This window comes from Staphylococcus gallinarum, assembly GCF_029774255.1.
GTDB lineage: Bacteria > Bacillota > Bacilli > Staphylococcales > Staphylococcaceae > Staphylococcus > Staphylococcus gallinarum.
In genome coordinates, this window is the sequence record NZ_CP069082.1 from 1410458 (window position 1) to 1436964 (window position 26507).

Here is a 26507-nt window from a genome sequence, read left to right on the forward strand (position 1 = left end):
GTATACATACAAATAAATCGTTTACTTAGAAATTGCCATTGTTATAAAAATAAGGTGCCTCGTATAAAATAATTGTTACATCACTTTACACGGGGCACCTTTTAATTAATGTTACATGATATTATCAAATAAACCTTTAATTTTAATATACTATATTTCTAGTTTAGGAATTAACTCGATTATTTCTTTCTATTACGCTTTTTATATTTTCTTTGCGCTCGTTTATATTTCCTTTGATCCTCTGTTAAGAAAAAGAAATAATAGATAAGATATGCTATTCCAGCAAAAATTGCAATGCTAACCAACATTTTAACAAAGCTAAATATAAATGCGTCTAAATTTAGTACTAAACCAATGATTGCAATTGCAATTACTATATAAAATAATGCTTGTTTCAAATTGAACACTCCCAATAAATTCACTGCTTAACTACTTGTAATAGAAACAGAAGAAAGTAAATTTTGGCCTTTTGCAATTTTCTTCTTGTCTTTAGTAGTATAACCTTCTCTAATTTCTGTCATCGCCTTACTTAAATCTTTATTTAAACGTTTAATATCTTTGTCTTTTGATTTATCTGAATCGCTCATGCTTTCCTTATCAATCTGTGTTGTATAATCACTATACGCACTATCAATTTGGTTATTTATATCCGTTAATTTAGATTCAATGTCCTTATTGCCTTTATTCTTTGTAACATCATCGTCAATTTGATTGTAATCATCGATACGTTTGGCAACATTTTTATAATATGTAGATGAGGCCTTTAAATTTGTTGCTTTTTTCTTATTTTCTTTAGCTTGTTTCATATTTTTCTTGTCTTTATTTAATGAAGCAATTTTTTGATTTTCTTTACTTATATTTTGCTTTAGCTCTTGAATATTGCTCTTCAATTTATGGTTATCATCTCTTAGTTTGGTTGTTTTTTCTTCTAACGGTCCTAAGTTTTGACTGCCACAACCAGCCAATAAACATGTTGCACTTATGATTGCCACAATTTTTTTCTTCATTCGTCTACTCCTAATTTAAAAACTATAAATTTGTATATTAATTATGCTATCATTTTAATGTATATAACGAAAATGTACAAATCAATTGATGAGGGGGATTTTAAATGTCAAGATTAACAAAACTTAATCAGTCACTTAAAGAAAAGCATTTAGAAGCCGTAGTGATACTATCAGATTACAATAGACGCTATTTATCAGGCTTTACAGGGACAAGTGGTGCATTAATCATAACTGAATCCAAACAATTACTAATAACAGATTTTAGATATATTGAACAAGCTACTTCACAAGCACCTGATTTCACAATCATTAAGCAACAAGGTGCATTAATTGACGAAGTGAAGCAACAATTAGAACAATTAAATGTTCAAAACGTTGGATTCGAAGGGGATTTAGTAAGTTATGATACATATTTACAATTAAGTAAATCATATATCAGCTTAATAAGTATTTCAGGATTAGTTGAGCAAATTCGTGAAGTTAAAGACGAATCAGAAATTGCTATTATTCAAAAAGCTGCTGAAATAGTAGACCAGACATATGAATATGTTCTGGGAATAGCAAAAGCAGGTATGACCGAGCAAGAACTTAAAGCTAAGTTAGAAAGTAAAATGTTATCATTGGGAGCAGAAGGTCCTTCCTTCGATACAATCGTAGCTTCTGGTTATAGAGGCGCATTACCTCATGGTGTAGCAAGTGAAAAAGTCATTGAACAAGGAGAATTAATCACTTTAGATTTTGGTGCATATTATCAAGGGTATGCTTCTGATATTACTCGTACATTTGCGATTGGTGAACCTGATCCAAAATTAAAGGAAATATATCAAATCGTACTAGACGCTAACTTAAAAGCAGTAGCAGCAGCGAAACCTGGAATGAGTGGTAAAGCACTTGATGCGATTGCACGTGACTATATTACTGAACACGGTTATGGTGATGCCTTTGGTCATTCATTAGGTCATGGTATTGGTTTAGATGTTCATGAAGGCCCTAATTTATCAAGAAAATCTGAAAATGAATTAGTACCTAATAACTGTGTTACAATAGAGCCAGGTATTTATATCGATGGATTAGGTGGCGTACGTATTGAAGATGACATTTTAATTACAGAAAATGGCTGTGAATACTTTACTAAATCCACAAAAAACCTTATTATTTTATAGAAGACCTTATAATTTAGGAGGAAACTGAATGATTTCGGTGAATGATTTTAAAACAGGCTTAACAATTTCAGTAGATAATGGTATTTGGAAAGTTATTGACTTCCAACATGTAAAACCAGGAAAAGGATCAGCATTCGTACGTTCTAAATTAAGAAATTTAAGAACTGGCGCAATTCAAGAGAAAACATTCAGAGCTGGTGAAAAAGTTGAACAAGCTATGATTGAAAACCGCCGCATGCAATACTTGTATGCTGATGGAGATTCACATGTATTTATGGATAACCAAACATTTGATCAAACTGAATTATCAGCAGATTACTTAGAATATGAATTGAAATTCTTAAAAGCTAACATGGAAGTTCAAATTCAAAGTTATGAAGGCGAAACAATTGGTGTTGAATTACCAAAAACTGTTGAGCTGTTAGTAACAGAAACTGAACCAGGTATTAAAGGTGATACTGCAACAGGTGCTACTAAATCTGCTACTGTTGAAACAGGTTATACTTTAAACGTTCCTTTATTCGTTAATGAAGGAGATACACTTGTGATTAATACAGGTGATGGTAGTTATATCTCAAGAGCGTAATACGCCTTGCTAAATAGTTACACATTTGATTTCATAACGAATGTATTCAAACCTTTCCAATACATAATGTTTTGGAAAGGTTTTTGATGTTTAGATTAAATTAAAATCATCACTTCTATTCTTTTAAATTAGCTAGGCTATAATTTTATTTTTTAACCATCATACATAATTAACGTTAACGCTTACTTAATATAAACCCATAATGTTATAAATAGTGCGCTATGAATAATATTCTGTTTATTATAGAAAGTATGTATATGCTTGAATTGAAGAAATCACTAAAGTAAAATAAAATAGGTAAATGATAACAATCTAAAGGAGTCAGTATTTATGAATTTTAAAGAAATAAAAGAATTGATTGAAATACTTGATCAATCAAGTTTGACTGAAATTAATATCGAAGACAAAGGTAATGTCGTAAATTTAAAAAAAGAAAAAGAAACTGAAATTATAACTCCTCAAATAGGTCAACAACCTGTACAACAAGTGGCACCTCAACAAAGTGTGGCTGCTGCACCGACAGCAAATACTAATACTGAAGATGCAAGTGCAACATCATCAGATGACAATTTAAAAACAATTAATGCACCAATGGTTGGTACATTCTATAAATCTCCTTCACCAGAAGAAAGTGCATATGTCCAAGTAGGTGATTCAGTTTCAAACGAAACTACTGTATGCATATTAGAAGCTATGAAATTATTCAATGAAATTCAAGCGGAAGTTTCTGGAGAAATTGCTGAAATACTAGTCGAAGACGGTCAAATGGTAGAGTATGGCCAACCGTTATTTAAGGTGAAATAATGAATAAGATTTTAATAGCAAATAGAGGAGAAATTGCAGTAAGAATCATTCGTGCTTGTCATGACTTAGGATTACAAACTGTGGCTATTTATTCTGAAGGAGATAAAGACGCATTACATACTCAAATTGCTGATGAAGCATATTGCGTTGGGCCAACACAATCTAAAGATTCTTATTTAAATATTCCTAACATACTATCAATTGCAACATCTACAGGTTGTGATGCAATACATCCTGGTTATGGCTTTTTAGCTGAAAATGGTGACTTTGCTGAATTATGTGAAGCTTGTCAATTGAAATTTATTGGACCAAGCTATGAGTCTATTCAAAAAATGGGTATAAAAGACGTGGCGAAAGAAGAAATGAAACGTGCTGATGTACCGGTTGTTCCTGGTAGTGAAGGTTTAGTAGAAAATATTAAAGACGCTAAATCAATTGCAAACAAAATTGGATACCCTGTAATCATTAAAGCGACTGCCGGTGGTGGCGGTAAAGGCATTCGAGTTGCTCGTGATGAAAAAGAGTTAGAAACTGGCTTCAAAATGACTCAACAAGAGGCAGAGACTGCATTTGGTAACGGCGGACTATATTTAGAAAAGTTCATTGAAAACTTTAGACATATTGAGATTCAAGTCGTAGGTGATAGCTTTGGTAATGTCGTTCATCTTGGTGAAAGAGACTGTACAATCCAACGTAGAATGCAAAAATTAGTAGAAGAAGCACCATCTCCAATCTTATCCGATGAACAGAGAAAAGAAATGGGTAACGCAGCTGTAAGAGCTGCTAAGGCAGTTAAATATGAAAATGCCGGTACAATAGAATTTATCTATGATTTAAATACAAATGATTTCTATTTTATGGAAATGAACACACGTATTCAAGTTGAACACCCTGTTACTGAGATGGTTACAGGTGTAGATTTAGTTAAACTCCAACTTAAAATAGCGATGGGCGAACCATTACCGTTTAAACAAAAAGATATTAAGATAAATGGGCACGCTATAGAATTCAGAATCAATGCAGAAAACCCTTATAAAAACTTTATGCCATCACCAGGGAAAATTACTCAATATTTAGCACCAGGTGGATTCGGAGTAAGAATTGAATCTGCATGTTATACTAATTATACAATTCCTCCATATTATGATTCGATGGTCGCTAAGCTTATTGTGCACGAACCCACTAGAGATGAAGCAATTATGGCAGGTTTACGTTCATTAGGAGAATTCCTAGTATTAGGGATAGATACAACAATTCCATTCCATATACGCCTATTAAATAATGATATCTTTAGAAGTGGAGAATTTAATACTAAGTTTTTAGAAACTTATAATATTATGGATGAAGAAATTGAATAATTAGGAGGTATGTGACATGGTAAAGGTAACAGAAACATCACATTCCAACTTGGGTAGAATAGAAATTGCGCCAGAAGTATTAACTGTTATAGCAAGTATCGCTACATCCGAAGTGAAAGGGATTCGTGGACACTTTAAAGAATTGAAACAAACTAATATTGAACAAGTGAGTAAAAAGCAACTGCATAAAGGGATAAAAGTAGATGCTAGAGAAGACGGTATATTTATTGATGTATACTGTGCCTTAAGTTATGGCGTGAATATTTCAGAAACAGCTCGCCATATCCAACAAGCGATCTTCAACTCATTAACAACGATGACAACGATTGAACCAAGTCAAATCAATGTTCATATTACAAATATCGAACCCGAAAATTAAAATTTAATAAAACAAGAGCACAGTTAATCTCAATAGTTAAATTAGCGGAATGTATGATGTTCAAATTAGTATACATACTTTCTGCTAATTTATATTAAGAAAATGATGCTTGAAGGAGTTTAAAATGAGTCGAAAAGAATCAAGAACACAAGCCTTTCAAACTCTATTTCAACTTGAAATGATGAATACTGATTTATCTATTGATGAGGCAATCAGTTTTATCAAAGATGATAATCCCGATTTAGAATTTGAATTTATAAATTGGTTAGTTTCAGGTGTGAAAGATCACGAAAGTGTATTGGACCAACAGATACAACCGCATTTAAAAGATTGGAAATTAGAAAGATTACTTAAAACAGACAGAATTATTTTAAGAATGGCTACATTTGAACTATCTAACAGTTCAACACCAAAGAAAGTTATCATCAATGAAGCGGTCGAACTAGCGAAACAATTTAGTGATGATGAACATTATAAATTTATTAATGGTGTATTGAGCAATATTGAATAAAATGAGTGATATAAATGGCTGAATATTTAAGTATTACTGCGTTGACTAAGTATATCAAATATAAATTTGATCAAGATCCTCACCTACAATCTGTGTTAATTAAAGGAGAGTTATCAAACTTTAAAAAACATAGTAGTGGGCACCTTTACTTTAATGTTAAAGATAACAATAGTTTAATTAATGCAATGATGTTTAAAGGGAATGCATCAAAGCTCGATTTTGAACCGAAAGAGGGCGACGAAGTATTAATAGAAGCTAGGGTTTCCGTTTTTGAAAAGCGAGGAAATTATCAAATTTATGTAAATAAAATGCAATTAGATGGTGTAGGTAACCTATATCAAAAATTAGAACAATTAAAGAAAAAACTTACTAAAGAAGGCTTTTTTAATCAAGAATATAAAAAGCCCATTCCAAAATATCCTAAGAAAATTGCAGTTCTGACTGCTGGTACAGGCGCTGCAATCAGAGATATTCACAGTACGATCAATAGTCGCTATCCGTTAGTTGAACAGATACAATTAAATACATTAGTTCAAGGTGCACAAGCAGAAAAGGACATCATAGATAAAATTCAACAAGCGGACCAATTGGGTGTGGATACGATTATCATTGGCCGTGGTGGAGGATCTATCGAAGACTTATGGAATTTTAATGAAGAAACGGTAGTTAAAGCAATTTTTGATTGTCAGACACCAATTATTTCAGCTGTTGGTCATGAAACTGATTTTACACTGAGTGATTTTGTAGCGGATGTTAGAGCTGCTACACCTACACAAGCGGCAGTGATTGCTACACCTGATCAATTTGAATTACGTCAGTACTTAACACAAACAAAGCTTTCACTCACACGATATATTAAACAACATATTCAACAACAGCAAAAATATTTGGATCATGTTTCATCTTATTATAAATTTAAAACACCAACATTATTGTATGATCAACAAATCCAAAAACGTGATGAGCTTGAAAGACAACTGAATTTAATTATTGATTTAAAACTAAAGCGTGAATCTCAATCACTACAGTTATTAGCTAATCGACTTAATTTAAAAAATTTCAAACAACATATTACAAGTGAGCAACAAAAGCTGAGTCAACAACATGATAAATTAAATAAACAAATTAATGCGCTACTTACGACATTCAAGAATGATTTAGGTAGAAAGTTAGAAAGCTTAAACAATTTAAGTCCGACAAACACGATGTTACGCGGTTATACAATTGTTAATAAAGATGATAGTGTTATCACCAGCACACAAGATTTATCTGCTGGTGATAATATTGAATTAACTATGAAAGATGGCGTAGTGGACGCACAAGTTAAGAAAGTTAGGTGTAAAGATGAGTAATGAAAATAATCAAAGTTTTGAAGATATGATGACTGAATTAGAAGGCATCGTGCAAAAGCTTGATAATGAAAATGTTTCTTTGGAAGATTCTTTAAGTTTATATCAAAGAGGTATGACATTATCTGCTAAATGTGATGAAACATTGAAAAATGCTGAACAAAAAGTAAATGATTTAATGTCTAACGAAAAGGATGTCGCTGAAAATGAATCCAAAGATGAATAATTTACAACTTGAAATCAATCAATTACTCTCAGAATCAATTCCAAATTCTGCTCTTAACACTAACTTGGAAGAAAGTATGCTATATTCATTAAATGCTGGTGGCAAACGCATAAGACCGGTAGTGTTGTTATTAACTTTAGAAATGCTTAGTGGCGATTACAAGAAGGGGATATCATCAGCAATTGGTCTGGAAATGATTCATACATACTCTTTAATTCACGATGATCTTCCAGCAATGGATAATGATGATTATCGTAGAGGAAAGCCTACAAATCATAAAGTATATGGTGAGTGGAAAGCAATATTATCTGGTGATGCGCTGTTAACCAAGGCTTTCGAGCTTATTTCAAATGATCAAGCATTAACTGACTTAACAAAGATTAAATTAATTCAACGTCTTTCTAATGCTAGTGGTCATCTTGGAATGGTTGGTGGCCAAACTTTGGATATGCAAAGCGAGGGTACACCAGTTGATTTAGAAACCTTGGAACAAATTCATAATGCTAAAACGGGTGCATTACTTAAGTTTGCAGTCATGGCAGCAGTCGATATCGCAAATCCAAGTTCAGATGTAGCTAATAATTTAGAACTTTATAGTGAACACTTAGGTTTAATGTTCCAAATTAAAGATGATTTGCTCGATATTTATGGTGATGAAACTAAATTAGGTAAAAAAGTAGGCAGTGATCTTGCTAACGATAAAAGTACATATGTATCATTGTTAGGTAAAGAGGGTGCCGAAGAAAAATTAGCATATCATACGCAAGCTGCTTATGATTGTTTAGCAAATTTACCCGATAATTATGATACAACACAACTAGATGCCATAATAAAATTATTTAACGACAGAGAATCGTAATTATAAGCAATCACTCAAATTTACATTTGAAACAGTATCGCTTTGTGAATATATTAGATTTATTAGGACATGTAAAAATATTATCTTCCGTTATTATTTTTGTATGTTATAACGGGAACAAATTTAAAAATGGTATTGTCTAAATACCAACAAGTCATTAACTATCAATTGAAATCGGTAAGAGCGGGAACATATATTTATAAAGCATAAACGTCAACTTCTATTATCTCATAATTGAAGTTGACGTTTTCTTTATTTAATTCATTGACGTATATATTCTGATTTTGCATAAATAACTTATAAACAATTTTATAATTATTCATTATGAAAGTTTATTTCATTCTATCCAATTACAATTAAATCAATCAAATTCATTTAATCACAATGATTATCTCGTTCAAATTTAGCGTGGTTATGGTGTTTAATTGGGTAAAATTACTAAATAACTTTAGTAGTCGTATTTCTATGCATGTGTTAAACTTGTTGTATAAATATTCGTTTACAGAGGTGTAAGTTATGGCTAAAAAATCAGTAAGACATATTAAAATACGTGAAATCATATCTAATGAAAAAATAGAAACTCAAGATGAATTAGTAAGACGCTTGAATGAATACGAACTCAACGTTACTCAAGCGACAGTATCTAGAGATATCAAAGAACTTCAACTTATTAAAGTCCCCACGCCAACAGGTCAATATGTTTATAGTTTGCCAAATGACAGAAAATATCACCCGTTAGAAAAGCTTGGCAGATATTTAATGGATTCATTTGTGAATATTGACGGAACAGGTAATTTGTTAGTGTTAAAAACATTGCCCGGTAACGCCCAATCAATTGGTGCCATATTAGATCAAATTGACTGGGATGAAGTGTTAGGTACAATTTGTGGTGACGATACATGTTTAATTATATGTAGAGATGAAGAAGCTGGTGAAACAATCAAGACACGTATCTTTAATTTACTATAATTTTAAGGAAGTGAGTAAACATGCTACAAACTTTATCAATAAAACAATTTGCAATTATTGATGAATTAGAGGTTCATTTTGGTGATGGGCTAACTGTTCTCAGTGGAGAAACAGGTTCAGGTAAATCAATTATAATTGATGCAATTGGACAACTTATTGGTATGCGTGCTTCTTCAGATTATGTAAGACATGGTGAAAAGAAAGCCATTATTGAAGGTATCTTTGACATAGACGATAGTAAAGAAGCATTGACTCTATTAAGTGAGTTGTCAATCGACAGTGATGAGGACTTTTTGTTAGTTAAAAGAGAAATATTTAGCTCAGGCAAAAGTATTTGTAGAATAAATAATCAAACAGTAACATTACAAGATTTGAGAAAAGTAATGCAAGAATTGCTTGATATCCATGGACAACATGAAACACAAGCATTATTGAAACAAAAATATCACTTACAACTTTTAGATAATTATGCTGAAGATACTTATGCGAAGTTGTTACAACAATATATTGATACGTTTGATCGATATCAAGCAAAGAAAAAGGAACTTGAAGAATTAGAAACAGCTGATCAAGCATTACTACAAAGGTTAGATTTGTTAAAATTTCAGCTAGATGAAATTAAAGAGGCACATTTGAAAGACGGCGAAGTAGAACAACTTGAAACAGACATTAAACGTATCCAAAACTCTGAAAATTTGAGTCTTGCTTTAAATAATGCTCATCTAACACTAACTGATGAACACGCAATAACTGATCGATTATATGAATTAAGTACACAATTAGAATCGATTGGGGAAATTTTACCGGATAAATATGATAAATTAAAGGATGAAGTAGATCAATTTTACTATACGCTTGAAGATGCTAAACACCAAATTTATGATGAATTAACAAACACAGAATTTGATGAACAATACTTAAACGAATTAGAATCTAGAATGAATTTATTAAACAGTTTAAAGCGCAAATACGGTAAAGATATTACTGAATTAATCATTTATCAAGAGAAATTAGAATTAGAAATTAATAAAATAGAAAACTACGAAGAAAGCACTTCACAATTACGTGAACAGATTAATGAATTATATCAACGTGTATTGGATTTAGGAGGCCAATTATCTAAAGAAAGACGTAAAGTGGCTCAACAACTAAGAAACCATATCGTTGATGAAATTCAAAATTTACAAATGAAAGATGCTAACTTAGAAATTTCCTTTAAGCCATTAGATAAACCTAATCGTGAAGGTATTGAATTTGTTGAATTTTTAATTAGTCCTAATAAGGGAGAACCTCTTAAAAGTTTAAATAAAATTGCTTCGGGTGGAGAACTATCAAGAATCATGCTGGCACTTAAGACAATATTTGTTAAGAGTAGAGGTCAAACAGCAATATTATTTGATGAAGTTGATTCAGGGGTTTCTGGCCAAGCAGCTCAAAAAATGGCAGAAAAGATGAGAGATTTAGCTCAACATATTCAAGTTATTTGTATCTCTCATTTACCACAAGTTGCAACAATGAGTGACTATCACTTATTAATAAGTAAAGCTTCAAACGACGATAGGACGACTACTCAGGTCAAAGAACTAACCGGTGATGAAAGAGTAGATGAAGTTGCACGTATGATTTCAGGTGCTAGTGTTACAGAACTTACACGTCAAAATGCTAAGGAAATGATCGAACAAAATCATGCTACAAAGCAATAATTTATTATTGTTAAAAATTGTATTAAATCGTGCGATTAATAATAGAAGGGCGTTGATGTAATGCAATACAAACATTTAGTTGAGCCGAACCAAACATTAAACGGCAAGGTAGCAGTTTTATTTGCTAATGATGAAAAAATAATCTCTGTATTATTAACAGTGTTAGAACAAACAGATATAGAACTTTATTTATATGATATTGAAGATCCTACAGAGTTAATTCGGTCATACAACATTGATAGTACACTGATCAATAGAGTTCATATTTATCAATTCGATTCAGAACAAGCATTGTACAACACTTGTTCGAATGATTTGGCCCAAGGCAAAGTTACAGTGTTAATGAAAGGCAATATTGAAGATAGCAAGATGTTTTCATTTATTTTAAGCAATCGACAATTTATGGAAAACTATGGTTATTTAAATCATGTAGTATGTTTAGATTTGCCACATTATCATAAACATCTAATGATGAGCGATGTGTATTTTAATGTTGCGCCTACGGTAGAAGAAAAGAAGCAAATAATTAAAAACTTGCAAAATTTTGCACAGGCAATTGGTTATAAACAACTAAAACTAGCATTATTATCTTCTGTTAATAATCCGAATAAAAAAATTTTTTCTGCTACCGAAGCCGAAAAAATAAAACTCACCTTTGAACGCATTGGCAACAATGATTTATTAATTGAAGGACCACTAACATTTGAAAATGCTACAGATATGGAAAGTGTTATAAAAAATAATCTTAAATCTGAAATTGCTGGTGATGTGGATGCTATTGTAGTCGCTAATAAGGATGTTGGAGATCCTTTATATAAAGCGCTCAAATTATTTGGTCAAGCAAGAATTGCAAGTCTAATTATTGGTGCGAAGTTTCCAATTGTTTTTAGTGAAAGATCCGCATCCAAACAAAGTAAAATAGACTCACTGATATTAGCATTAAAAATTAATTCTTAGACGAACTATTATCACTTTGTAAATTTAATTAAAAGATATCAGAATAGGTTTTTAATTTTATAAACAGTTTATTTGATGTAAACTGTAATAGGAAGCAAATATAATGTTTGCTAAAATGGTCAATTATTGACCCGAAATTTTGTTATGTAACATGTTGACTATTCATGTTTTGGGACATTCTATGGTAAAGTATTAAGTGGCCATAAAATAAGTATCTTATAGATGCAATTCAAAATGCGGTTTTTTATAATATAAATTAGTAGCAGGTTATAAAAATCAGCGATTGGCATTAACCTTCTTAATATAAAGAAATAATTTTATGTTCGTGATGAGAAATTATATTTCGTTTATATGTTCTTTTTAAAATAACTTTCATACTTCAAAATTCATTTGAACTATGAAAGTTATATTAATTGGCACATCAAAATATATGACCACATAAACTCACACAGAAAGATAGAAAATTCGCTAAATATATTAGAGGTTTAATGTCGTATAATGATTCGCTAAATGGTATGTCATTATTTTAATGCACATATTAACGGCGAAAACATATAGTTAGGAGTTAAAATATGTCAGAACAACAATATGATGTAGTTATACTAGGCGGAGGTACAGCTGGTTATGTATCTGCAATTAGAGCTTCACAATTAGGTAAGAAAGTTGCACTTGTTGAACAGGCACTTTTGGGTGGTACATGCTTACACAAGGGGTGTATACCTACTAAAGCATTATTAAAATCAGCCGAAGTGATGCACACTATTACACATGCAAGTGAATATGGTGTTGATGTTGATGATTTTAAGTTGAATTTTTCACGCATTCAAGAGCGTAAAGCTGAGGTAGTAAATCAAATGTTTAACGGTGTAAATCATTTGATGAAGTATAATAACATCGATGTATTTAATGGTATAGGACGCATCTTAGGCCCATCTATCTTTTCACCACAAAGTGGTACGATTTCAGTAGAATTTGAAGATGGAGAATCAGAGCTAATTCCTAATAAAAATGTATTAATCTGTACTGGGTCAACACCAGTCTCATTACCATTTCTACCATTTGATCATGAAGTAGTACTTTCAAGTGATGATATATTAAAACTTGAACAATTACCTAATAAGTTAGCAATCATTGGTGGTGGCGTGATTGGATTGGAGTTTGCATCGATGATGACTGATTTCAATGTAGAAGTAACTGTAATTGAAGCAGGTGAGCGTATCCTTCCAACGGAGTCTAAGCATATCGCTAAATCATTGAAAAAGGAACTAACAGCTAGAGGTGTTCAGTTCTTTGAAAATACACATTTAACAGAGAATGATGTTAAGGTCATGGATAATCATATAGATATTACTATTAATGACAAGACATATACATATGATAAGTTATTGGTATCTATAGGTCGAAAACCGAATACAGATGATATTGGATTAAATAATACTAAAATCAAGCTATCTGAAAGTAACCATATTTTAGTAAATGACTTCCAACAAACTGAAGATAGCCATATCTATGCGGCTGGTGATTGTATCGGCAAACTACAATTGGCACACGTTGGGTCCAAAGAAGGTATAACAGCTATTGATCATATGTTTGAACAACAACCACTTCCCGTTGATTATATGACTATGCCAAAATGCGTTTACACCCAACCAGAAATAGCAAGTATAGGCATGCATTTAGATGAAGCAAAAGCGCAAAATATTAAGGCCCGTACTTATAAAGTGCCATTTAAAGCAATTGGAAAAGCCGTAATTGAGGACACAAACAATCAAAATGGCTTTTGCGAAGTAGTAATCGATCAAGATAATGATACCGTAATAGGTTTAAATATGATTGGACCACATGTTACTGAATTAATAAATGAAGTATCATTGTTCCAGTTTATGAATGGATCAACATTAGAACTAGGTTTAACAACACATGCACATCCGTCACTTTCAGAAGTGTTAATGGAACTAGGCTTGAAGGTTGAAAACAGATCGATTCACGTTTAATTAAGGAGGAAATAGCATGTTTGACTATAAATCAGTAGGTTTAGATAAAACAGACCTACAAACGATGTACAAATGGATGGATTTAGGACGTAAAATAGATGAACGTATGTGGCTATTAAATCGTGCTGGTAAGATACCATTCGTTATTAGTTGCCAAGGACAAGAAGCAGCTCAAATAGGGATGGCATATGCCATGCAAGAAGGGGATATTTCTTCACCTTACTATAGGGATTTAGCATTAGTAACATATTTAGGAATGACACCTTTAGAGTCTATGTTAGCTGCTTTTGGTAAAAAGGATGATATCAGTTCTGGTGGTAAACAAATGCCTTCTCATTTTAGTAAAAGAGAAAAAGGTATTCTATCACAAAGTTCACCTGTTGGTACGCAGATTATCCATGCTGTTGGGGCGGCATTATCCCTAAAAATGGATGGCAAATCAAATATTGCAATGACAACTGTAGGCGAAGGTAGTTCTAACCAAGGTGATTTCCACGAAGGCTTAAACTTTGCTGGTGTTCACAAATTACCTTTTATTTGTGTTATTGAAAATAATAAATATGCTATTTCTGTACCAGATTCATTACAATATGGTGCCGAAAAATTATCAGATCGTGCAATTGGGTATGGTATGCATGGTGAAACAGTAGATGGCAATGATCCTATTGCAATGTATAAAGCAATGAAAGAAGCACGTGAACGTGGTTTAAACGGTGGTGGTTCAACATTAATTGAAGCCATGTGTACACGTCTAACAGCACATTCTTCTGATGATGATGATAAATACCGTTCAAAAGAGGAAAGAGATGAACTTAAATCTTTAGATTGTAATATCAAATTTAAGGAATTCTTACTCGAAGAAGGCGTTATCGACAACAACTGGTTAGATGAAATCGAAAAAGAACATAAAGAAATTGTAAATAAAGCAACAAAAGAAGCTGAAAAAGCACCTTATCCATCGCCAGAAGAGACATATACACATGTTTATGAAGAAGGGAGCTTAAATAATGGCTAAATTATCATATCTAGAAGCGATTCATCAAGGTTTAGATCAAGCGATGGAAAGAGATAAAGATGTATTTGTATTAGGAGAAGATGTCGGTAAAAAAGGTGGCGTTTTCGGAGTCACTTTAGGCTTACAAGCAAAGTATGGCGAAGCACGTGTGCTTGATACACCTTTAGCTGAATCAAATATAGTAGGTACAAGTATTGGTGCATCAATGCTTGGAAAACGACCAGTTGCTGAAATTCAATTTGCCGAATATATTTTACCAGCAACGAATCAAATTATGAGTGAAGCCGCTAAAATGCGTTATCGCTCAAATAACGACTTCCATTGTCCTATCACGATACGTTCACCATTTGGCGGTGGAATTCACGGTGCATTATATCACTCTCAAAGTGTTGAATCTATATTTGCTTCTACACCAGGTTTAACAGTTGTTATACCTTCAACACCATATGATGCAAAAGGATTATTATTAGCTTCTATTGAAAGCAATGATCCAGTACTTTACTTTGAACATAAAAAAGCTTATCGACTATTAAAAGAAGAAGTACCAGAATCATATTACACTGTGCCTATCGGTAAGGCAGATGTTAAACGTCAGGGTGACGATATTACAGTGTTCACTTACGGTTTATGTGTAAACTATTGTATCCAAGCAGCTGATATGTTAGAAGAAGAAGGAATTAATGTAGAAGTTGTCGATTTGCGTACAGTTTACCCATTAGATAAAAAAACAATTATTGAACGTGCAAAACTAACTGGTAAAATTTTATTAGTTACAGAGGATAATTTAGAAGGTAGTGTAATTTCAGAAGTTGCTGCGATTATTTCAGAAAATTGCTTATTTGATTTAGACGCACCGATTATGCGACTTGCTGGTCCAGATGTACCTTCAATGCCATTCGCACCAACACTCGAAGATGAGTTTATGATTAATCCAGATAAAATAAAAACAAAAATGCGTGAACTTGCAGAATTTTAAGGAGGCACAATCATGGAAATAAAAATGCCTAAACTGGGTGAAAGTGTACATGAAGGAACAATTGAACAATGGCTTGTTTCTGTAGGTGATACTGTAGAAGAATATGATCCACTTTGTGAAGTCATAACTGATAAAGTTACAGCAGAGGTACCATCTTCTTATTCCGGAACAATTAAAGAAATCTTAGTAGAAGAAGGCACGACAGTTCAAGTAGATGAAACAATTTGTATATTAACAACTGATGATGACTCCGAACATACATCAGTAGACACGACAGCTACAGAAACTGTCCCTGACTCTAGTTCATCTACAGAATCAGAAACACCCGTTAATAGACAAGAACATCAAGAAAGAGATACTTCGAATGAAGAACAACCGAAAAATAACGGGCGTTATTCACCAGTTGTCTTTAAACTTGCTTCGGAAAATCAAATCGATTTATCACAAGTTGTCGGTACAGGTTTCGAAGGTCGAGTGACTAAAAAGGATATTCAAAAAGCAATTAAAGAAGGTGTAGGTAATAAACAAGAAACAGTAATTGCACCTAAAGATTCGCCAAAAGTCATTCAACAGGCAAAATACAATGAACCTTCACCAGGTTCTTCAATTCCTGTGAACGGCGTAAGGAAACAAATTGCTCAAAATATGGTCAACAGTGTCAATGAAATTCCTCATGCATGGATGATGGTTGAAGCAGACGCTACCAATTTAGTGAAAACTAGAAACTATCATAAGAACAGTTTTAAAGAGAGTGAAGGATACAACCTGACATTCTTTGCATTTTTTGTGAAAGCTGTTGCCGAAGGGCTTAAAGCTTATCCGTTATTAAATAGTAGCTGGCAAGATTCTGAAATTATAATGCATAAAGATATTAATATTTCAATTGCTGTGGCAGATGAAGATAAATTATATGTTCCAGTAATTAAAAATGCAGATGAAAAATCAATCAAAGGTATAGCCAGAGAAATAAACGACTTAGCTCAAAGAGCCAGAAATAAAAAATTACGTTCTGAAGATATGCAAGGTGGCACATTTACAGTAAACAATACAGGTACATTTGGTTCAGTTTCATCTATGGGTATTATTAATCATCCTCAAGCTGCAATTTTACAAATCGAATCTGTTATTAAAAAGCCTGTTGTTATTGATGATATGATTGCAATACGAAATATGGTTAACCTTTGTATCTCAATAGACCACCGTATTTTAGACGGATTACAAGCTGGTAGATTTATGAACTTTGTTAAATCACGTATAGAGCAATATTCTATTGAGCATACTAGTATTTACTAGAGTGTATGTAATATGAGTGTTATACATTTAAAGTAGTGAAGTATATTCATGATTAATAAATACACATTAAACAAAAACACTTTCGATAAATTTTCGAAAGTGTTTTTGTTATTTATAAAATTGAGTCCATTAAATATTTAATTGCAATATTTAGTGATGTGAAATTAAGTAACACAAAATTTTCGATATCAAGTTATTTCAATTGCGAAGATTATAGCAAAATTCACTAAAGTTATAAAATATTCAATTTTTAAAATACTATAAACACAGCTGTTGAAGTATAATAGATATATATGTAGAATATAAGTACTTAATTTGAAATGAAAGGTGACGTTAAAAATGGATTTAAATTTTGATTTATATATGACAGATGTTGTTAATCAAGCAAGAAATGAAATTGAGGCAGCAGGTTATGAACAATTAACAACTGCTGAAGAGGTAGATAGTGTACTACAACAAGATGGTACAACATTAGTAATGGTGAACTCAGTGTGTGGATGTGCAGGTGGCATTGCTAGACCAGCAGCAGCACATGCACTACATTATGATAATTTACCTGATCGCTTGGTTACAGTATTTGCAGGTCAAGATAAAGAAGCTACACAACAAGCGAGAGATTATTTTGAAGGTTATGCTCCATCAAGTCCTTCATTCGCACTTATTAAAGATGGCAAAATCACTAAAATGGTAGAACGTCATCAAATTGAAGGTCATGAAGTAATGGACGTAATCAACCAATTACAATCTTTATTCGATACTTATTGCGAAGAGAAATAGAGGAATATTCATGTCACGTTTAAATCCATATCGAATCGGATTTAGAACGATTAAGACAGCGATTGGGATGGCACTTGGTATAATAATTGCTAAACTAATTGGGCTTGATAATTTTGCTTCAAGTGCTATATTAGTAGTCTTATGTATTAAACATACGAAGGTTCATTCGCTTCAAGCAATCGTGTCCCGTTTTGTATCTTGTTTTATGATTCTAATTCTTGGTTCAGTCATATTTAGTTTGTTAGGACAAAATGCAGTAGTATTAGGTTTAATTGTATTATTATTTATTCCTTTGACTGTGGTATTTAAAGTCCAAGAGGGTGTTGTGACAAGTTGTGTCATTTTATTACATGTTTTTAATGCCAAAACAATTGATGTGCATTTATTTGTTAACGAAATTCTGTTACTTATTGTAGGTTTAGGAATTGCCTTCTTAATGAATTTAATCATGCCAAGTCTGGATGGTACGTTAAAGCATTTCAAAAAGCAAATCGAAGATCAATACACTCAAATTTTTGAAACATTTAGTGAAAAGTGTAAAGTACCTAATCAAACATTAAATATCCCGTTTGATGATTTACAATTAACGATACAAAAAGCAAAATCAATCGCCTTTAGAGACGTCAAAAATCATTTTGTCAGAAATGAAAATTCTTACTATCACTATTTCGATATGCGAGAAGAACAATTAGATTTAATGCGTAGAATTGCATTAATGATTGAAAGTATTGAAATGAAAGATTGCTTACTGGATCAATTATCACAACTCTTAGCTGAAGTTGCGCACAATGTGAATAGTAATGATTATACGGCATTACGTTTACATTCACTTTATGAGATTAGGATAGAGTTAAATCAGTTGGATTTACCTACATCTAGAGAAATGTTTAGAACGCGCGCTAGTTTATTACAATTATTAAATGAATTAGAGGAATACTTAGTTGTAAAATCGCAGTTTGGTTCGTTAAAATACCACAATGGTACGAACACTGTCACTAACTAAATAATTAAATTTCATAACTATAAATAAATTACAAATTATTATTGTTACATTAAAAAGCCTCCACAACAGCGATCTCTATGAATAAATACGCTTATGGAGGCTTTTTATCGTGCTGATTTTTGTATAACTGCGAACTTGCTATCTTTAAAATTTATGATTTGATATATTACTTTATGATTTATTATCAAAAATGAAGAAAACAAAAACCATAAATAGCACAGTTTATAAAGGCTGTATTATTTATGGCTTTAATAATAAAAAATATATAAAACAGATAACGCTAATGATTAATTTACTAATGGTACGACACTAGTTAATATTAATGCAAGCACAACAGCAATTAGCATCACAATAATAATAACTCTTAACACTTTATTGTTACTCACTATAATTCCTCCAAATATATTGTATTAACTCATATTTTATCCAAATATACGAAATTCTACAATACTTAACAACTATATTATATGTACTTTTCAAAACCGAAAATGATACAAACAATCATATTTGTTTTGCAAACCGAAATAATTCGTTACACTTAACTATATAAATTATTAACATACATAAAAAATGTATTAAATGACAGGTAGGGGATATTTATGGTTAACGAACAAAGATTATTAGATACATTTTTAGAACTTGTTCAGACTAATTCTGAAAGTGGTAATGAAGGGCATATTCAAGCTCAATTAAAAGGTAAGTTTGAAGCACTAGGTTTATCAGTCGTTGAAGATCAAGCGAGTCAAAATCAAAACTTAGGCGCAAATAATCTGATTTGTACACTACCAAGCACAATCGACAATAAAGAAATTGATAAGGTGTACTTTACAAGTCATATGGATACTGTAGTCCCAGGTATAGACATTAAACCTCAAATAAAAGATGATGGCTATATCTATTCAGATGGTACTACCATTCTTGGAGCAGATGATAAAGCAGGATTAGCTGCAATTTTAGAAGCACTAGCTGTTATTCATGAAAATAAGCTACCTCATGGACAACTTCAATTTGTAATCACTGTGGGAGAGGAAATTGGATTAGAAGGAGCTAAAGCATTGCCTGCAGATTTATTAGATTCAAATTTTGGATACGCAGTGGATGCCAGTGCACCTGTTGGAACTACAGTTGTAGGTGCTCCAACACAAATGAAATTTGATGCGACGATTTATGGAAAAACTGCGCATGCTAGTGTACCTGACAAAGGAATAAGTGCAATTAACATTGCTGCTAAGGCAGTAAGTGACATGAAATTAGGTAGAATAGATGAAGTAACAACAGCTAATATTGGTCGATTTGAAGGTGGCTCTGCTACAAATATTGTTGCCGATAAAGTTACATTAAAAGCAGAGGCACGTTCTCATTCAGATGAACGCATTGCACAACAAATTGAGCATATGAAATCAGTAGTTGAAAATACCGTTAAACGTTATGGTACAAATGCTGATATAGAGATTACAAAAAGTTATCCAGGATTTAAAGTAGCTGAAGATGCTAAAGTAACAGAGATTGCTAAAGAAAGTGCAATTCAATTAGGATTAGCTGCAGATACAATCATTGCAGGCGGTGGCTCTGACGGGAATATTATTAATGGTTTAGGTATACCTACTGTGATATTAGGCGTTGGATATGAAAATATACACACAACATCAGAACGTATGCCAATAACTTCATTAAATCAATTGAGCCAGCAAATATTAAAAATTATAGAAATAGTTACAAATAACAAATAAATCTGAAAACTGATTTAGTGATTATTATATATGCTTTATGATACAATGAACTAGAAAACTTTGTAAAAGAGAGGTAAGTAAAATGGCACAACAAATTGGTGTAGTAGGTTTAGCAGTAATGGGTAAGAACCTTGCTTGGAATATTGAATCTCGTGGTTATAATGTTGCAGTATATAACCGTTCTTCTGAAAAGACAGAAGGGATGGTTAAAGAATCTGAAGGCAAGAACATTCACCCAACATATTCAATTGAAGAATTTGTAAATTCATTAGAAAAACCCCGTAAAATTTTATTAATGGTTAAAGCTGGTCCTGCAACTGACAAGACAATCGACAGTTTATTACCATTATTAGATAATGATGATATCTTAATCGATGGTGGTAACACAAATTATCAAGATACTATCCGTCGTAATACAGCACTTGCAGAAAGTGGCGTAAACTTTATCGGAATGGGCGTATCTGGTGGAGAAGTCGGTGCCTTAACTGGACCTTCATTAATGCCAGGCGGTCAAAAGGAAGCATTTGATAAGGTTAGCGATATTTTAGAAGCAATTTCAGCAAAAGCCAAAGATGGCGCTTCATGTGTTGCATACATTGGACCAAACGGTGCAGGTCATTATGTGAAAATGGTACATAATGGTATCGAATATGCAGATATGCAATTAATCGCTGAAAGTTATGCTATGATGAAAGATTTACTTGGTATGTCACACGAAGAAATCGCTAAAACATTTAAAGATTGGAATGCTGGAGAACTTTCTAGTTATTTAATAGAAATTACTGGTGACATCTTTGGTAAATTAGATGATAAAGGTGACGGTCCTCTTGTTGAAAAGATTTTAGATACTGCTGGCCAAAAAGGTACAGGTAAATGGACTTCAATTAACGCTTTAGAATTAGGTATTCCATTAACAATTATTACGGAATCTGTATTTGCTCGCTTCATTTCTTCAATTAAAGAAGAACGAGTTAATGCATCTAAACAATTAAATGGTCCAGCTTCTCAATTTGATGGTGACAAAGAAGAATTCTTAGAAAAAATCCGTAAAGCTTTATATATGAGTAAGATTTGTTCATATGCACAAGGATTTGCACAAATGAGAAAAGCAAGTGATGATAATGAATGGAACCTTAAATTAGGCGACTTAGCTATGATTTGGAGAGAAGGTTGTATCATCCGTGCACAATTCTTACAAAAAATTAAAGATGCTTATGATAATGATGAATCATTACGTAACTTATTATTAGATCCATACTTCAAGGATATTGTTACAAATTATCAATCAGCATTACGTGACGTAGTTGCTACAGGTGTACAAAATGGTGTACCAACACCTGGTTTCTCAGCTAGTATTAACTATTATGATAGTTACCGCTCTGAAGATTTACCAGCAAATTTAATCCAAGCACAACGTGACTACTTCGGTGCGCACACTTACGAACGTAAAGACATTGAAGGTGTGTTCCATACACAATGGATTGAAGAATAAGCACTTTATTAATTTAATATACTGCGATGTTATTATAGAACATAATAAAGTAACTGAATAATTGTATTCATTAATAACTTTGCGGTAAATAAATAAACGCCAATTCCTATTTAAAGCTAATAGGGATTGGCGTTTTAATTATTTTAAATGGAAATAATCACTTAATAATATACAAAATCAGTTATAAAAATATCATGTCAATGCGCAAACGTTTGCACAAATCTTTTGACATTGTTCACATAAATACAATAAAATAAGATTATACATGTAAGCGTTTCAATTAGGGATAGGAGTGTTGTGATGGCAACAATCAAAGATGTGGCTATAATGGCTAATGTTTCACCTTCAACAGTGTCTAGGGTTATCAAAGGTAATACTCGTATAAGTAAGGAAACTACTCAAAAAGTGCATGATTGTATGAGAGCATTAAATTATGTTCCTAATCAAATGGCACGCTCTTTAGTTACAAAGCGTTCTAAAACCATTGGTATTATACAAAAAAGTGGTGGTGATTCAATTAAACAGAACCCATTTTTACTTGATGTACTAACCGGTATACATCGTTATAGTGATAATCACGCTTATTTAACAATAGTGACTACAAGTACAACTGAGCAGGAATTAATGATAGAAGTCCAGCGTTTAATACAGTCGCAATATATTGAAGGCTTTATCTTATTATATTCAAGAAAAAATGATGTAATTGAACAATTATTAATTGATAAACAATGTCCTTATGTAATAGTAGGAAAGCCATTAACAAGTGAAAAAACTTTATATGTCGATAATGATAATATTGCTGCAGCTGAAGATTTAACACAGTATTTGGTTAATAAAGGACATGACAAGATTTTACTTTTAACTGAACAAAGTGATTATGAGGTCTTTAAGGATCGTATAAAAGGATATCGTCAAGTTATGTTTCATGAACATTTAACACCTCATGTTCATAAAATAGACTTGGATCGAACTGCAATTAAATTAAGTTTAATCGAACTTTTTAAAATGCATGAATTCACTGCAATCATTACTACTGATACTATGCTCAATATGATGATTATTAGTGTTTTATATGAATTAAATATACGTATACCAGAAGATATTAAAACAGCAACATTTAATGATTCATTTCTAAATGCCTATGCATCTCCGCCACAAACAGCTGTTGACGTCCTCCCAGAACAATTAGGGCAAACAGCGGTACGGCTGTTAACGAACAAGCTAGAAAACGTTAATCGTTATCAATGTCAAAATATAATACCTACACGAATTGTACAACGTTATTCAACAAACTAATAAAAGGAGAATGTAAATGATGAAAAATTGGTGGAAAGAAGCAGTAGCTTATCAAGTATATCCAAGAAGCTTTAACGATTCAAATAATGATGGGATTGGTGATTTACAAGGTTTAATTGCCAAGTTAGATTATTTACAAGATTTAGGCATCGATGTTATTTGGCTAAGTCCAATGTATAAATCTCCAAATGATGATAATGGTTATGATATCAGTGATTATCATGAAATTATGGACGAATTTGGAACAATGGCAGATTTTGATGAATTACTCGCAGCCATACATCAACGTGGTATGAAATTAATCTTAGATTTGGTTGTAAATCACACTTCTGATGAGCATCCGTGGTTTATTGAATCTAAATCTAGCATAGATAATCCTAAAAGGGATTGGTATATATGGAAAGATGGTAAACCAGATGGTACAGAACCAAATAACTGGGAAAGTATCTTTAATGGTTCAACTTGGGAATATGATGACTCAACACAGCAATACTATTTTCACCTGTTTAGTAAAAAGCAACCTGATTTAAATTGGGAAAATAAAGAAGTACGCGATGCAGTATTTAAAATGATGAACTGGTGGTTTGATAAAGGCATAGATGGATTTAGAGTAGATGCCATTACACACATCAAGAAATCATTTGAAGCAGGTGATTTAACAGTGCCTGCTGGTAAAACGTATGCACCAGCTTTTGACGTTGATATGAATCAACCAGGTATACAATCGTGGTTACAAGAAATGAAAGAACAGTCTTTAGATAAATACGATATCATGACTGTTGGAGAAGCAAATGGTGTAGATCCAGATAATGCTGAACAATGGGTTGGAGAATCAGAAGGTAAATTTAATATGATTTTTCAATTTGAGCATTTAGGATTATGGAATACTGGCGATGTACAGTTTGATGTTTCTTCCTATAAGCAAGTACTATCGAATTGGCAGTACAAATTAGAAAATGTAGGTTGGAATGCTTTATTTATTGAAAATCACGATCAACCTCGACGTGTTTCCACTTGGGGAGATGATCAACAATATTGGTATGAATCGGCAACAAGTCATGCTGTTGTATATTTTTTACAGCAAGGGACGCCTTTTATTTACCAAGGACAAGAAATCGGTATGACCAATTATCCTTTTGAATCAATAGAAACATTTAACGATGTAGCTGTAGTAAATGAATATAATATTGTTAAATCACAAGGTGGTAACGTAGAAGAGCTACTACATAAACATAAAATGGAAAACAGAGACAACTCTAGAACACCAATGCAATGGGATGATTCTACCAATGCAGGCTTTTCTGAACATAAACCATGGTTTCCAGTCAATCCAAACTATACAACTATAAATGTTGCACAACAACAGCAAGATAAAGATTCCATATTAAATTTTTATAAGCAACTCATTCAATTAAAAAAATCTGATGAATTATTCACATATGGCCAGTTTAAACTGGTTGATGTAGATAACCCTGATGTTTTTGCTTATTCAAGAATTTATAATAATAAAAAAGTTATTGTCATTGGTAACTTAACTGATCAAACAACTTCTGTGACTTTAACGACTGATGTTACTGAATGGGAAGTGTTATTACATAATTATAAAGAACACAGCCTTAATTTTGCTCAGTTAAGACCTTACGAAGCATGTGTAATTGAAGTAAAATAATAAAGAAACATTTGCAGTTGAAACACAATACTAAAAATGCAGGCTAGACACAATAAATATGTCTTTGCCTGCATTTTATTTACGTATTCATACACATCACTAACCAAGGGCATAAATTTATCAGTTTGTTTAGGCTAACAGTTTAGAGTATTGTAAAGCAGCGGAAATAAATTAACAAATGATATAGCTATAATTTTGATTTGATTTTTAGTTTTAACAATTAGAATGTTTTAACACGCTACAACAAAGTTAATAAAATTCATTATCTTGATCTACTGGCATCCACAATTGAACCTTCGTAAATGGGTCATCAAAAGAAATATCAAAAGGATACACTTCAACATACAAACTATTAAATTCATAGGGTAGTGACATTTGCATTGTTGTTTCAATATAATGCCATGCCTCATTTACCACGTAGTCAATTTCACCTTGTAAGTTAAAGGTCGCATATTGACGAGATGGCAAAAACCGACTTTCCAAATGCGCTGGATATCGTTCACTAGGAACGCCTACAAAAATTTCCATACCATAATCTAATGGACAGTTCACGACATATAGTTCATGTGGCCCAACATCATTATATCTTTGTAATTCTTTAATGTGGCCTTCTACTAGTAAATCTTCTAAAAAATCAGGTACTTTATATGGATTTTCAAGCTCATTTGCCGGTATAAATTTAGCATAACCCACCAAGGATAGTTCTGGTGTATTCTCTAATCTATACGGATATGGCGCTTTATCAGTCGTTGTTAATTTAATATACAATCTCGGAACTAATTTTAATTCCTCACGCTTCGTATTCACTTGAATAGGGGATATACCGTGAAAGTCACTAAAATCATTAGCAAAAGCATTTGTATCGGTATAATGATATTTTTTAGCAATATCGACTAACCGAGCAGAACCATTTAGTAACTCTTTGGCTGCTACGGTCATTTTTCTCGCTTTTGAATATTCACTTGGCGACTGTCCTACAATCATCTTAAATGATTGATCTAGATGATATGGTGAAAGACCAACGTAATCACTAAGTTCTTGCAAATGAAAAGGCTCTAGCAAATGATCTTCAATATAAACAATTGCCTGTTGTATTTGCTTGATAACGTCCAAAAACTTTCACTCCTAATTCCCAATTAACTATTTGCACTTTCTTAAATCATTTGTTTATTCTTTTTAAATAAAACACATGTACTTTAATACTTATATTTTACATCATTATTTGTATACTTACATCTTAAAAATTTTAAATAGGGTAAAATGTAATTTAAAAGGACAGTTTATATAAACTTTCTCAATAGACTAAATCATAACACATTATATATTGAATAAAAAAGCAACAACCTATATGAAATTTTACATTAACATAATAGCTCCTAAAGCATATCCAT

The 26507-nt window shown here is 32.2% G+C and carries 26 protein-coding genes; 22 read left to right on the forward strand and 4 right to left on the reverse strand.

The annotated features are described in order from the left end of the window. Positions 1-179: 179 nt before the first annotated feature. Together JN168_RS06640 and JN168_RS06645 are read right to left on the reverse strand one after the other, a co-directional pair. Complete coding sequence (locus JN168_RS06640) at positions 180-398, reverse strand: SA1362 family protein (protein WP_042738596.1); 219 nt, start codon at positions 396-398, stop codon at positions 180-182. Between the two features lie 27 nt (positions 399-425). After that, entirely contained in the window at positions 426-1007 is a 582-nt protein-coding gene (locus JN168_RS06645) for a hypothetical protein (RefSeq protein WP_107512980.1), read from the reverse strand. Between the two features lie 104 nt (positions 1008-1111). Between JN168_RS06645 and JN168_RS06650 the strand changes: the two genes are divergently transcribed. From JN168_RS06650 to JN168_RS06735, 18 genes are all read left to right on the forward strand, one after another. Continuing rightward, complete coding sequence (locus JN168_RS06650; protein ID WP_279526255.1) at positions 1112-2170, forward strand: M24 family metallopeptidase; 1059 nt, start codon at positions 1112-1114, stop codon at positions 2168-2170. A 28-nt stretch (positions 2171-2198) separates the two neighbouring features. After that, on the forward strand, positions 2199-2756 hold the full coding sequence (gene efp / locus JN168_RS06655; protein ID WP_042738599.1) for an elongation factor P: 558 nt from the start codon (positions 2199-2201) through the stop codon (positions 2754-2756). 330 nt (positions 2757-3086) lie between these two features. Beyond that, a complete protein-coding gene (accB, locus tag JN168_RS06660) occupies positions 3087-3560 on the forward strand; it encodes an acetyl-CoA carboxylase biotin carboxyl carrier protein (RefSeq protein ID WP_042738600.1) in 474 nt (157 codons plus the stop codon). Next, positions 3560-4918 carry an acetyl-CoA carboxylase biotin carboxylase subunit gene (gene accC, locus JN168_RS06665; RefSeq protein ID WP_042738601.1) on the forward strand — a complete coding sequence of 453 codons (1359 nt, stop codon included), beginning with the start codon at positions 3560-3562 and terminating at the stop codon, positions 4916-4918. Before accB ends, accC begins: the two co-directional genes overlap by 1 nt. 16 nt (positions 4919-4934) lie before the next feature. Next, positions 4935-5297, forward strand: coding sequence for an Asp23/Gls24 family envelope stress response protein (locus tag JN168_RS06670; RefSeq protein ID WP_042738602.1), 363 nt, complete (start codon positions 4935-4937; stop codon positions 5295-5297). A gap of 124 nt (positions 5298-5421) precedes the next feature. Then, the gene (gene nusB / locus JN168_RS06675; protein ID WP_042738603.1) at positions 5422-5808 is read left to right on the forward strand and encodes a transcription antitermination factor NusB; all 387 of its coding nucleotides are present in this window, start codon (positions 5422-5424) and stop codon (positions 5806-5808) included. A 14-nt stretch (positions 5809-5822) separates the two neighbouring features. After that, the gene (gene xseA / locus JN168_RS06680; RefSeq protein ID WP_107513289.1) at positions 5823-7160 is read left to right on the forward strand and encodes an exodeoxyribonuclease VII large subunit; all 1338 of its coding nucleotides are present in this window, start codon (positions 5823-5825) and stop codon (positions 7158-7160) included. Then, positions 7153-7383 carry an exodeoxyribonuclease VII small subunit gene (locus JN168_RS06685; protein WP_042738605.1) on the forward strand — a complete coding sequence of 77 codons (231 nt, stop codon included), beginning with the start codon at positions 7153-7155 and terminating at the stop codon, positions 7381-7383. The genes xseA and JN168_RS06685 overlap by 8 nt, the downstream gene beginning before the upstream one ends. After that, positions 7364-8242: a polyprenyl synthetase family protein gene (locus JN168_RS06690; RefSeq protein ID WP_279526256.1), complete on the forward strand. Its 879-nt coding sequence runs from the start codon at positions 7364-7366 to the stop codon at positions 8240-8242. Before JN168_RS06685 ends, JN168_RS06690 begins: the two co-directional genes overlap by 20 nt. A 516-nt stretch (positions 8243-8758) precedes the next feature. After that, on the forward strand, positions 8759-9211 hold the full coding sequence (gene ahrC, locus JN168_RS06695) for a transcriptional regulator AhrC/ArgR (RefSeq protein ID WP_042738607.1): 453 nt from the start codon (positions 8759-8761) through the stop codon (positions 9209-9211). A 20-nt stretch (positions 9212-9231) separates the two neighbouring features. Beyond that, positions 9232-10914 carry a DNA repair protein RecN gene (gene recN / locus JN168_RS06700; protein ID WP_042738608.1) on the forward strand — a complete coding sequence of 561 codons (1683 nt, stop codon included), beginning with the start codon at positions 9232-9234 and terminating at the stop codon, positions 10912-10914. A 60-nt stretch (positions 10915-10974) separates the two neighbouring features. After that, on the forward strand, positions 10975-11871 hold the full coding sequence (locus JN168_RS06705; RefSeq protein ID WP_232138630.1) for a phosphate acyltransferase: 897 nt from the start codon (positions 10975-10977) through the stop codon (positions 11869-11871). Positions 11872-12443: 572 nt separating this feature from the next. Next, positions 12444-13865: a dihydrolipoyl dehydrogenase gene (lpdA, locus tag JN168_RS06710; RefSeq protein WP_042738610.1), complete on the forward strand. Its 1422-nt coding sequence runs from the start codon at positions 12444-12446 to the stop codon at positions 13863-13865. Positions 13866-13881: 16 nt separating this feature from the next. Then, positions 13882-14880: a thiamine pyrophosphate-dependent dehydrogenase E1 component subunit alpha gene (locus JN168_RS06715; protein WP_042738611.1), complete on the forward strand. Its 999-nt coding sequence runs from the start codon at positions 13882-13884 to the stop codon at positions 14878-14880. After that, on the forward strand, positions 14873-15856 hold the full coding sequence (locus JN168_RS06720; RefSeq protein ID WP_229367235.1) for an alpha-ketoacid dehydrogenase subunit beta: 984 nt from the start codon (positions 14873-14875) through the stop codon (positions 15854-15856). Before JN168_RS06715 ends, JN168_RS06720 begins: the two co-directional genes overlap by 8 nt. 12 nt (positions 15857-15868) lie before the next feature. Further along, positions 15869-17149, forward strand: a complete 1281-nt coding sequence (locus JN168_RS06725; protein WP_229367234.1) for a dihydrolipoamide acetyltransferase family protein — start codon at positions 15869-15871, stop codon at positions 17147-17149. 339 nt (positions 17150-17488) lie between these two features. Then, entirely contained in the window at positions 17489-17926 is a 438-nt protein-coding gene (brxB, locus tag JN168_RS06730) for a bacilliredoxin BrxB (protein ID WP_042738614.1), read from the forward strand. A 10-nt stretch (positions 17927-17936) separates the two neighbouring features. Further along, positions 17937-18929: an aromatic acid exporter family protein gene (locus JN168_RS06735; RefSeq protein WP_042738615.1), complete on the forward strand. Its 993-nt coding sequence runs from the start codon at positions 17937-17939 to the stop codon at positions 18927-18929. Between the two features lie 287 nt (positions 18930-19216). Here JN168_RS06735 and prli42 read toward each other — a convergent pair whose 3' ends face one another. Further along, entirely contained in the window at positions 19217-19315 is a 99-nt protein-coding gene (prli42, locus tag JN168_RS06740; RefSeq protein WP_157946403.1) for a stressosome-associated protein Prli42, read from the reverse strand. A 213-nt stretch (positions 19316-19528) separates the two neighbouring features. Here prli42 and JN168_RS06745 point away from each other — a divergent pair, with 213 nt between their 5' ends. The 4 genes from JN168_RS06745 (at position 19529) to JN168_RS06760 (ending at position 25116) form a co-directional block, all read left to right on the forward strand. Next, entirely contained in the window at positions 19529-20659 is a 1131-nt protein-coding gene (locus JN168_RS06745; protein ID WP_042738616.1) for a M20/M25/M40 family metallo-hydrolase, read from the forward strand. A gap of 82 nt (positions 20660-20741) precedes the next feature. Then, positions 20742-22151: an NADP-dependent phosphogluconate dehydrogenase gene (gndA, locus tag JN168_RS06750; RefSeq protein ID WP_279526257.1), complete on the forward strand. Its 1410-nt coding sequence runs from the start codon at positions 20742-20744 to the stop codon at positions 22149-22151. Between the two features lie 300 nt (positions 22152-22451). Then, positions 22452-23447: a LacI family DNA-binding transcriptional regulator gene (locus JN168_RS06755; protein ID WP_107642349.1), complete on the forward strand. Its 996-nt coding sequence runs from the start codon at positions 22452-22454 to the stop codon at positions 23445-23447. 16 nt (positions 23448-23463) lie between these two features. Beyond that, positions 23464-25116, forward strand: a complete 1653-nt coding sequence (locus JN168_RS06760) for a glycoside hydrolase family 13 protein (protein WP_229367229.1) — start codon at positions 23464-23466, stop codon at positions 25114-25116. Positions 25117-25365: 249 nt separating this feature from the next. Here JN168_RS06760 and JN168_RS06765 read toward each other — a convergent pair whose 3' ends face one another. Then, the gene (locus tag JN168_RS06765) at positions 25366-26229 is read right to left on the reverse strand and encodes an AraC family transcriptional regulator (RefSeq protein WP_042738620.1); all 864 of its coding nucleotides are present in this window, start codon (positions 26227-26229) and stop codon (positions 25366-25368) included. Positions 26230-26507 lie beyond the last annotated feature (278 nt).

What these genes read in the sequence shown, in the direction of transcription:
- JN168_RS06645 (WP_107512980.1), bottom strand. Translation starts at nt 1,007, where the DNA reads ATGAAGAAAAAAATTGTGGCAATCATAAGTGCAACATGTTTATTGGCT.
- JN168_RS06650 (WP_279526255.1), top strand. Translation starts at nt 1,112, where the DNA reads ATGTCAAGATTAACAAAACTTAATCAGTCACTTAAAGAAAAGCATTTA.
- efp (WP_042738599.1), top strand. Translation starts at nt 2,199, where the DNA reads ATGATTTCGGTGAATGATTTTAAAACAGGCTTAACAATTTCAGTAGAT.
- accB (WP_042738600.1), top strand. Translation starts at nt 3,087, where the DNA reads ATGAATTTTAAAGAAATAAAAGAATTGATTGAAATACTTGATCAATCA.
- accC (WP_042738601.1), top strand. Translation starts at nt 3,560, where the DNA reads ATGAATAAGATTTTAATAGCAAATAGAGGAGAAATTGCAGTAAGAATC.
- JN168_RS06670 (WP_042738602.1), top strand. Translation starts at nt 4,935, where the DNA reads ATGGTAAAGGTAACAGAAACATCACATTCCAACTTGGGTAGAATAGAA.
- nusB (WP_042738603.1), top strand. Translation starts at nt 5,422, where the DNA reads ATGAGTCGAAAAGAATCAAGAACACAAGCCTTTCAAACTCTATTTCAA.
- xseA (WP_107513289.1), top strand. Translation starts at nt 5,823, where the DNA reads ATGGCTGAATATTTAAGTATTACTGCGTTGACTAAGTATATCAAATAT.
- JN168_RS06685 (WP_042738605.1), top strand. Translation starts at nt 7,153, where the DNA reads ATGAGTAATGAAAATAATCAAAGTTTTGAAGATATGATGACTGAATTA.
- JN168_RS06690 (WP_279526256.1), top strand. Translation starts at nt 7,364, where the DNA reads ATGAATCCAAAGATGAATAATTTACAACTTGAAATCAATCAATTACTC.
- ahrC (WP_042738607.1), top strand. Translation starts at nt 8,759, where the DNA reads ATGGCTAAAAAATCAGTAAGACATATTAAAATACGTGAAATCATATCT.
- recN (WP_042738608.1), top strand. Translation starts at nt 9,232, where the DNA reads ATGCTACAAACTTTATCAATAAAACAATTTGCAATTATTGATGAATTA.
- JN168_RS06705 (WP_232138630.1), top strand. Translation starts at nt 10,975, where the DNA reads ATGCAATACAAACATTTAGTTGAGCCGAACCAAACATTAAACGGCAAG.
- lpdA (WP_042738610.1), top strand. Translation starts at nt 12,444, where the DNA reads ATGTCAGAACAACAATATGATGTAGTTATACTAGGCGGAGGTACAGCT.
- JN168_RS06715 (WP_042738611.1), top strand. Translation starts at nt 13,882, where the DNA reads ATGTTTGACTATAAATCAGTAGGTTTAGATAAAACAGACCTACAAACG.
- JN168_RS06720 (WP_229367235.1), top strand. Translation starts at nt 14,873, where the DNA reads ATGGCTAAATTATCATATCTAGAAGCGATTCATCAAGGTTTAGATCAA.
- JN168_RS06725 (WP_229367234.1), top strand. Translation starts at nt 15,869, where the DNA reads ATGGAAATAAAAATGCCTAAACTGGGTGAAAGTGTACATGAAGGAACA.
- brxB (WP_042738614.1), top strand. Translation starts at nt 17,489, where the DNA reads ATGGATTTAAATTTTGATTTATATATGACAGATGTTGTTAATCAAGCA.
- JN168_RS06735 (WP_042738615.1), top strand. Translation starts at nt 17,937, where the DNA reads ATGTCACGTTTAAATCCATATCGAATCGGATTTAGAACGATTAAGACA.
- JN168_RS06745 (WP_042738616.1), top strand. Translation starts at nt 19,529, where the DNA reads ATGGTTAACGAACAAAGATTATTAGATACATTTTTAGAACTTGTTCAG.
- gndA (WP_279526257.1), top strand. Translation starts at nt 20,742, where the DNA reads ATGGCACAACAAATTGGTGTAGTAGGTTTAGCAGTAATGGGTAAGAAC.
- JN168_RS06755 (WP_107642349.1), top strand. Translation starts at nt 22,452, where the DNA reads ATGGCAACAATCAAAGATGTGGCTATAATGGCTAATGTTTCACCTTCA.
- JN168_RS06760 (WP_229367229.1), top strand. Translation starts at nt 23,464, where the DNA reads ATGATGAAAAATTGGTGGAAAGAAGCAGTAGCTTATCAAGTATATCCA.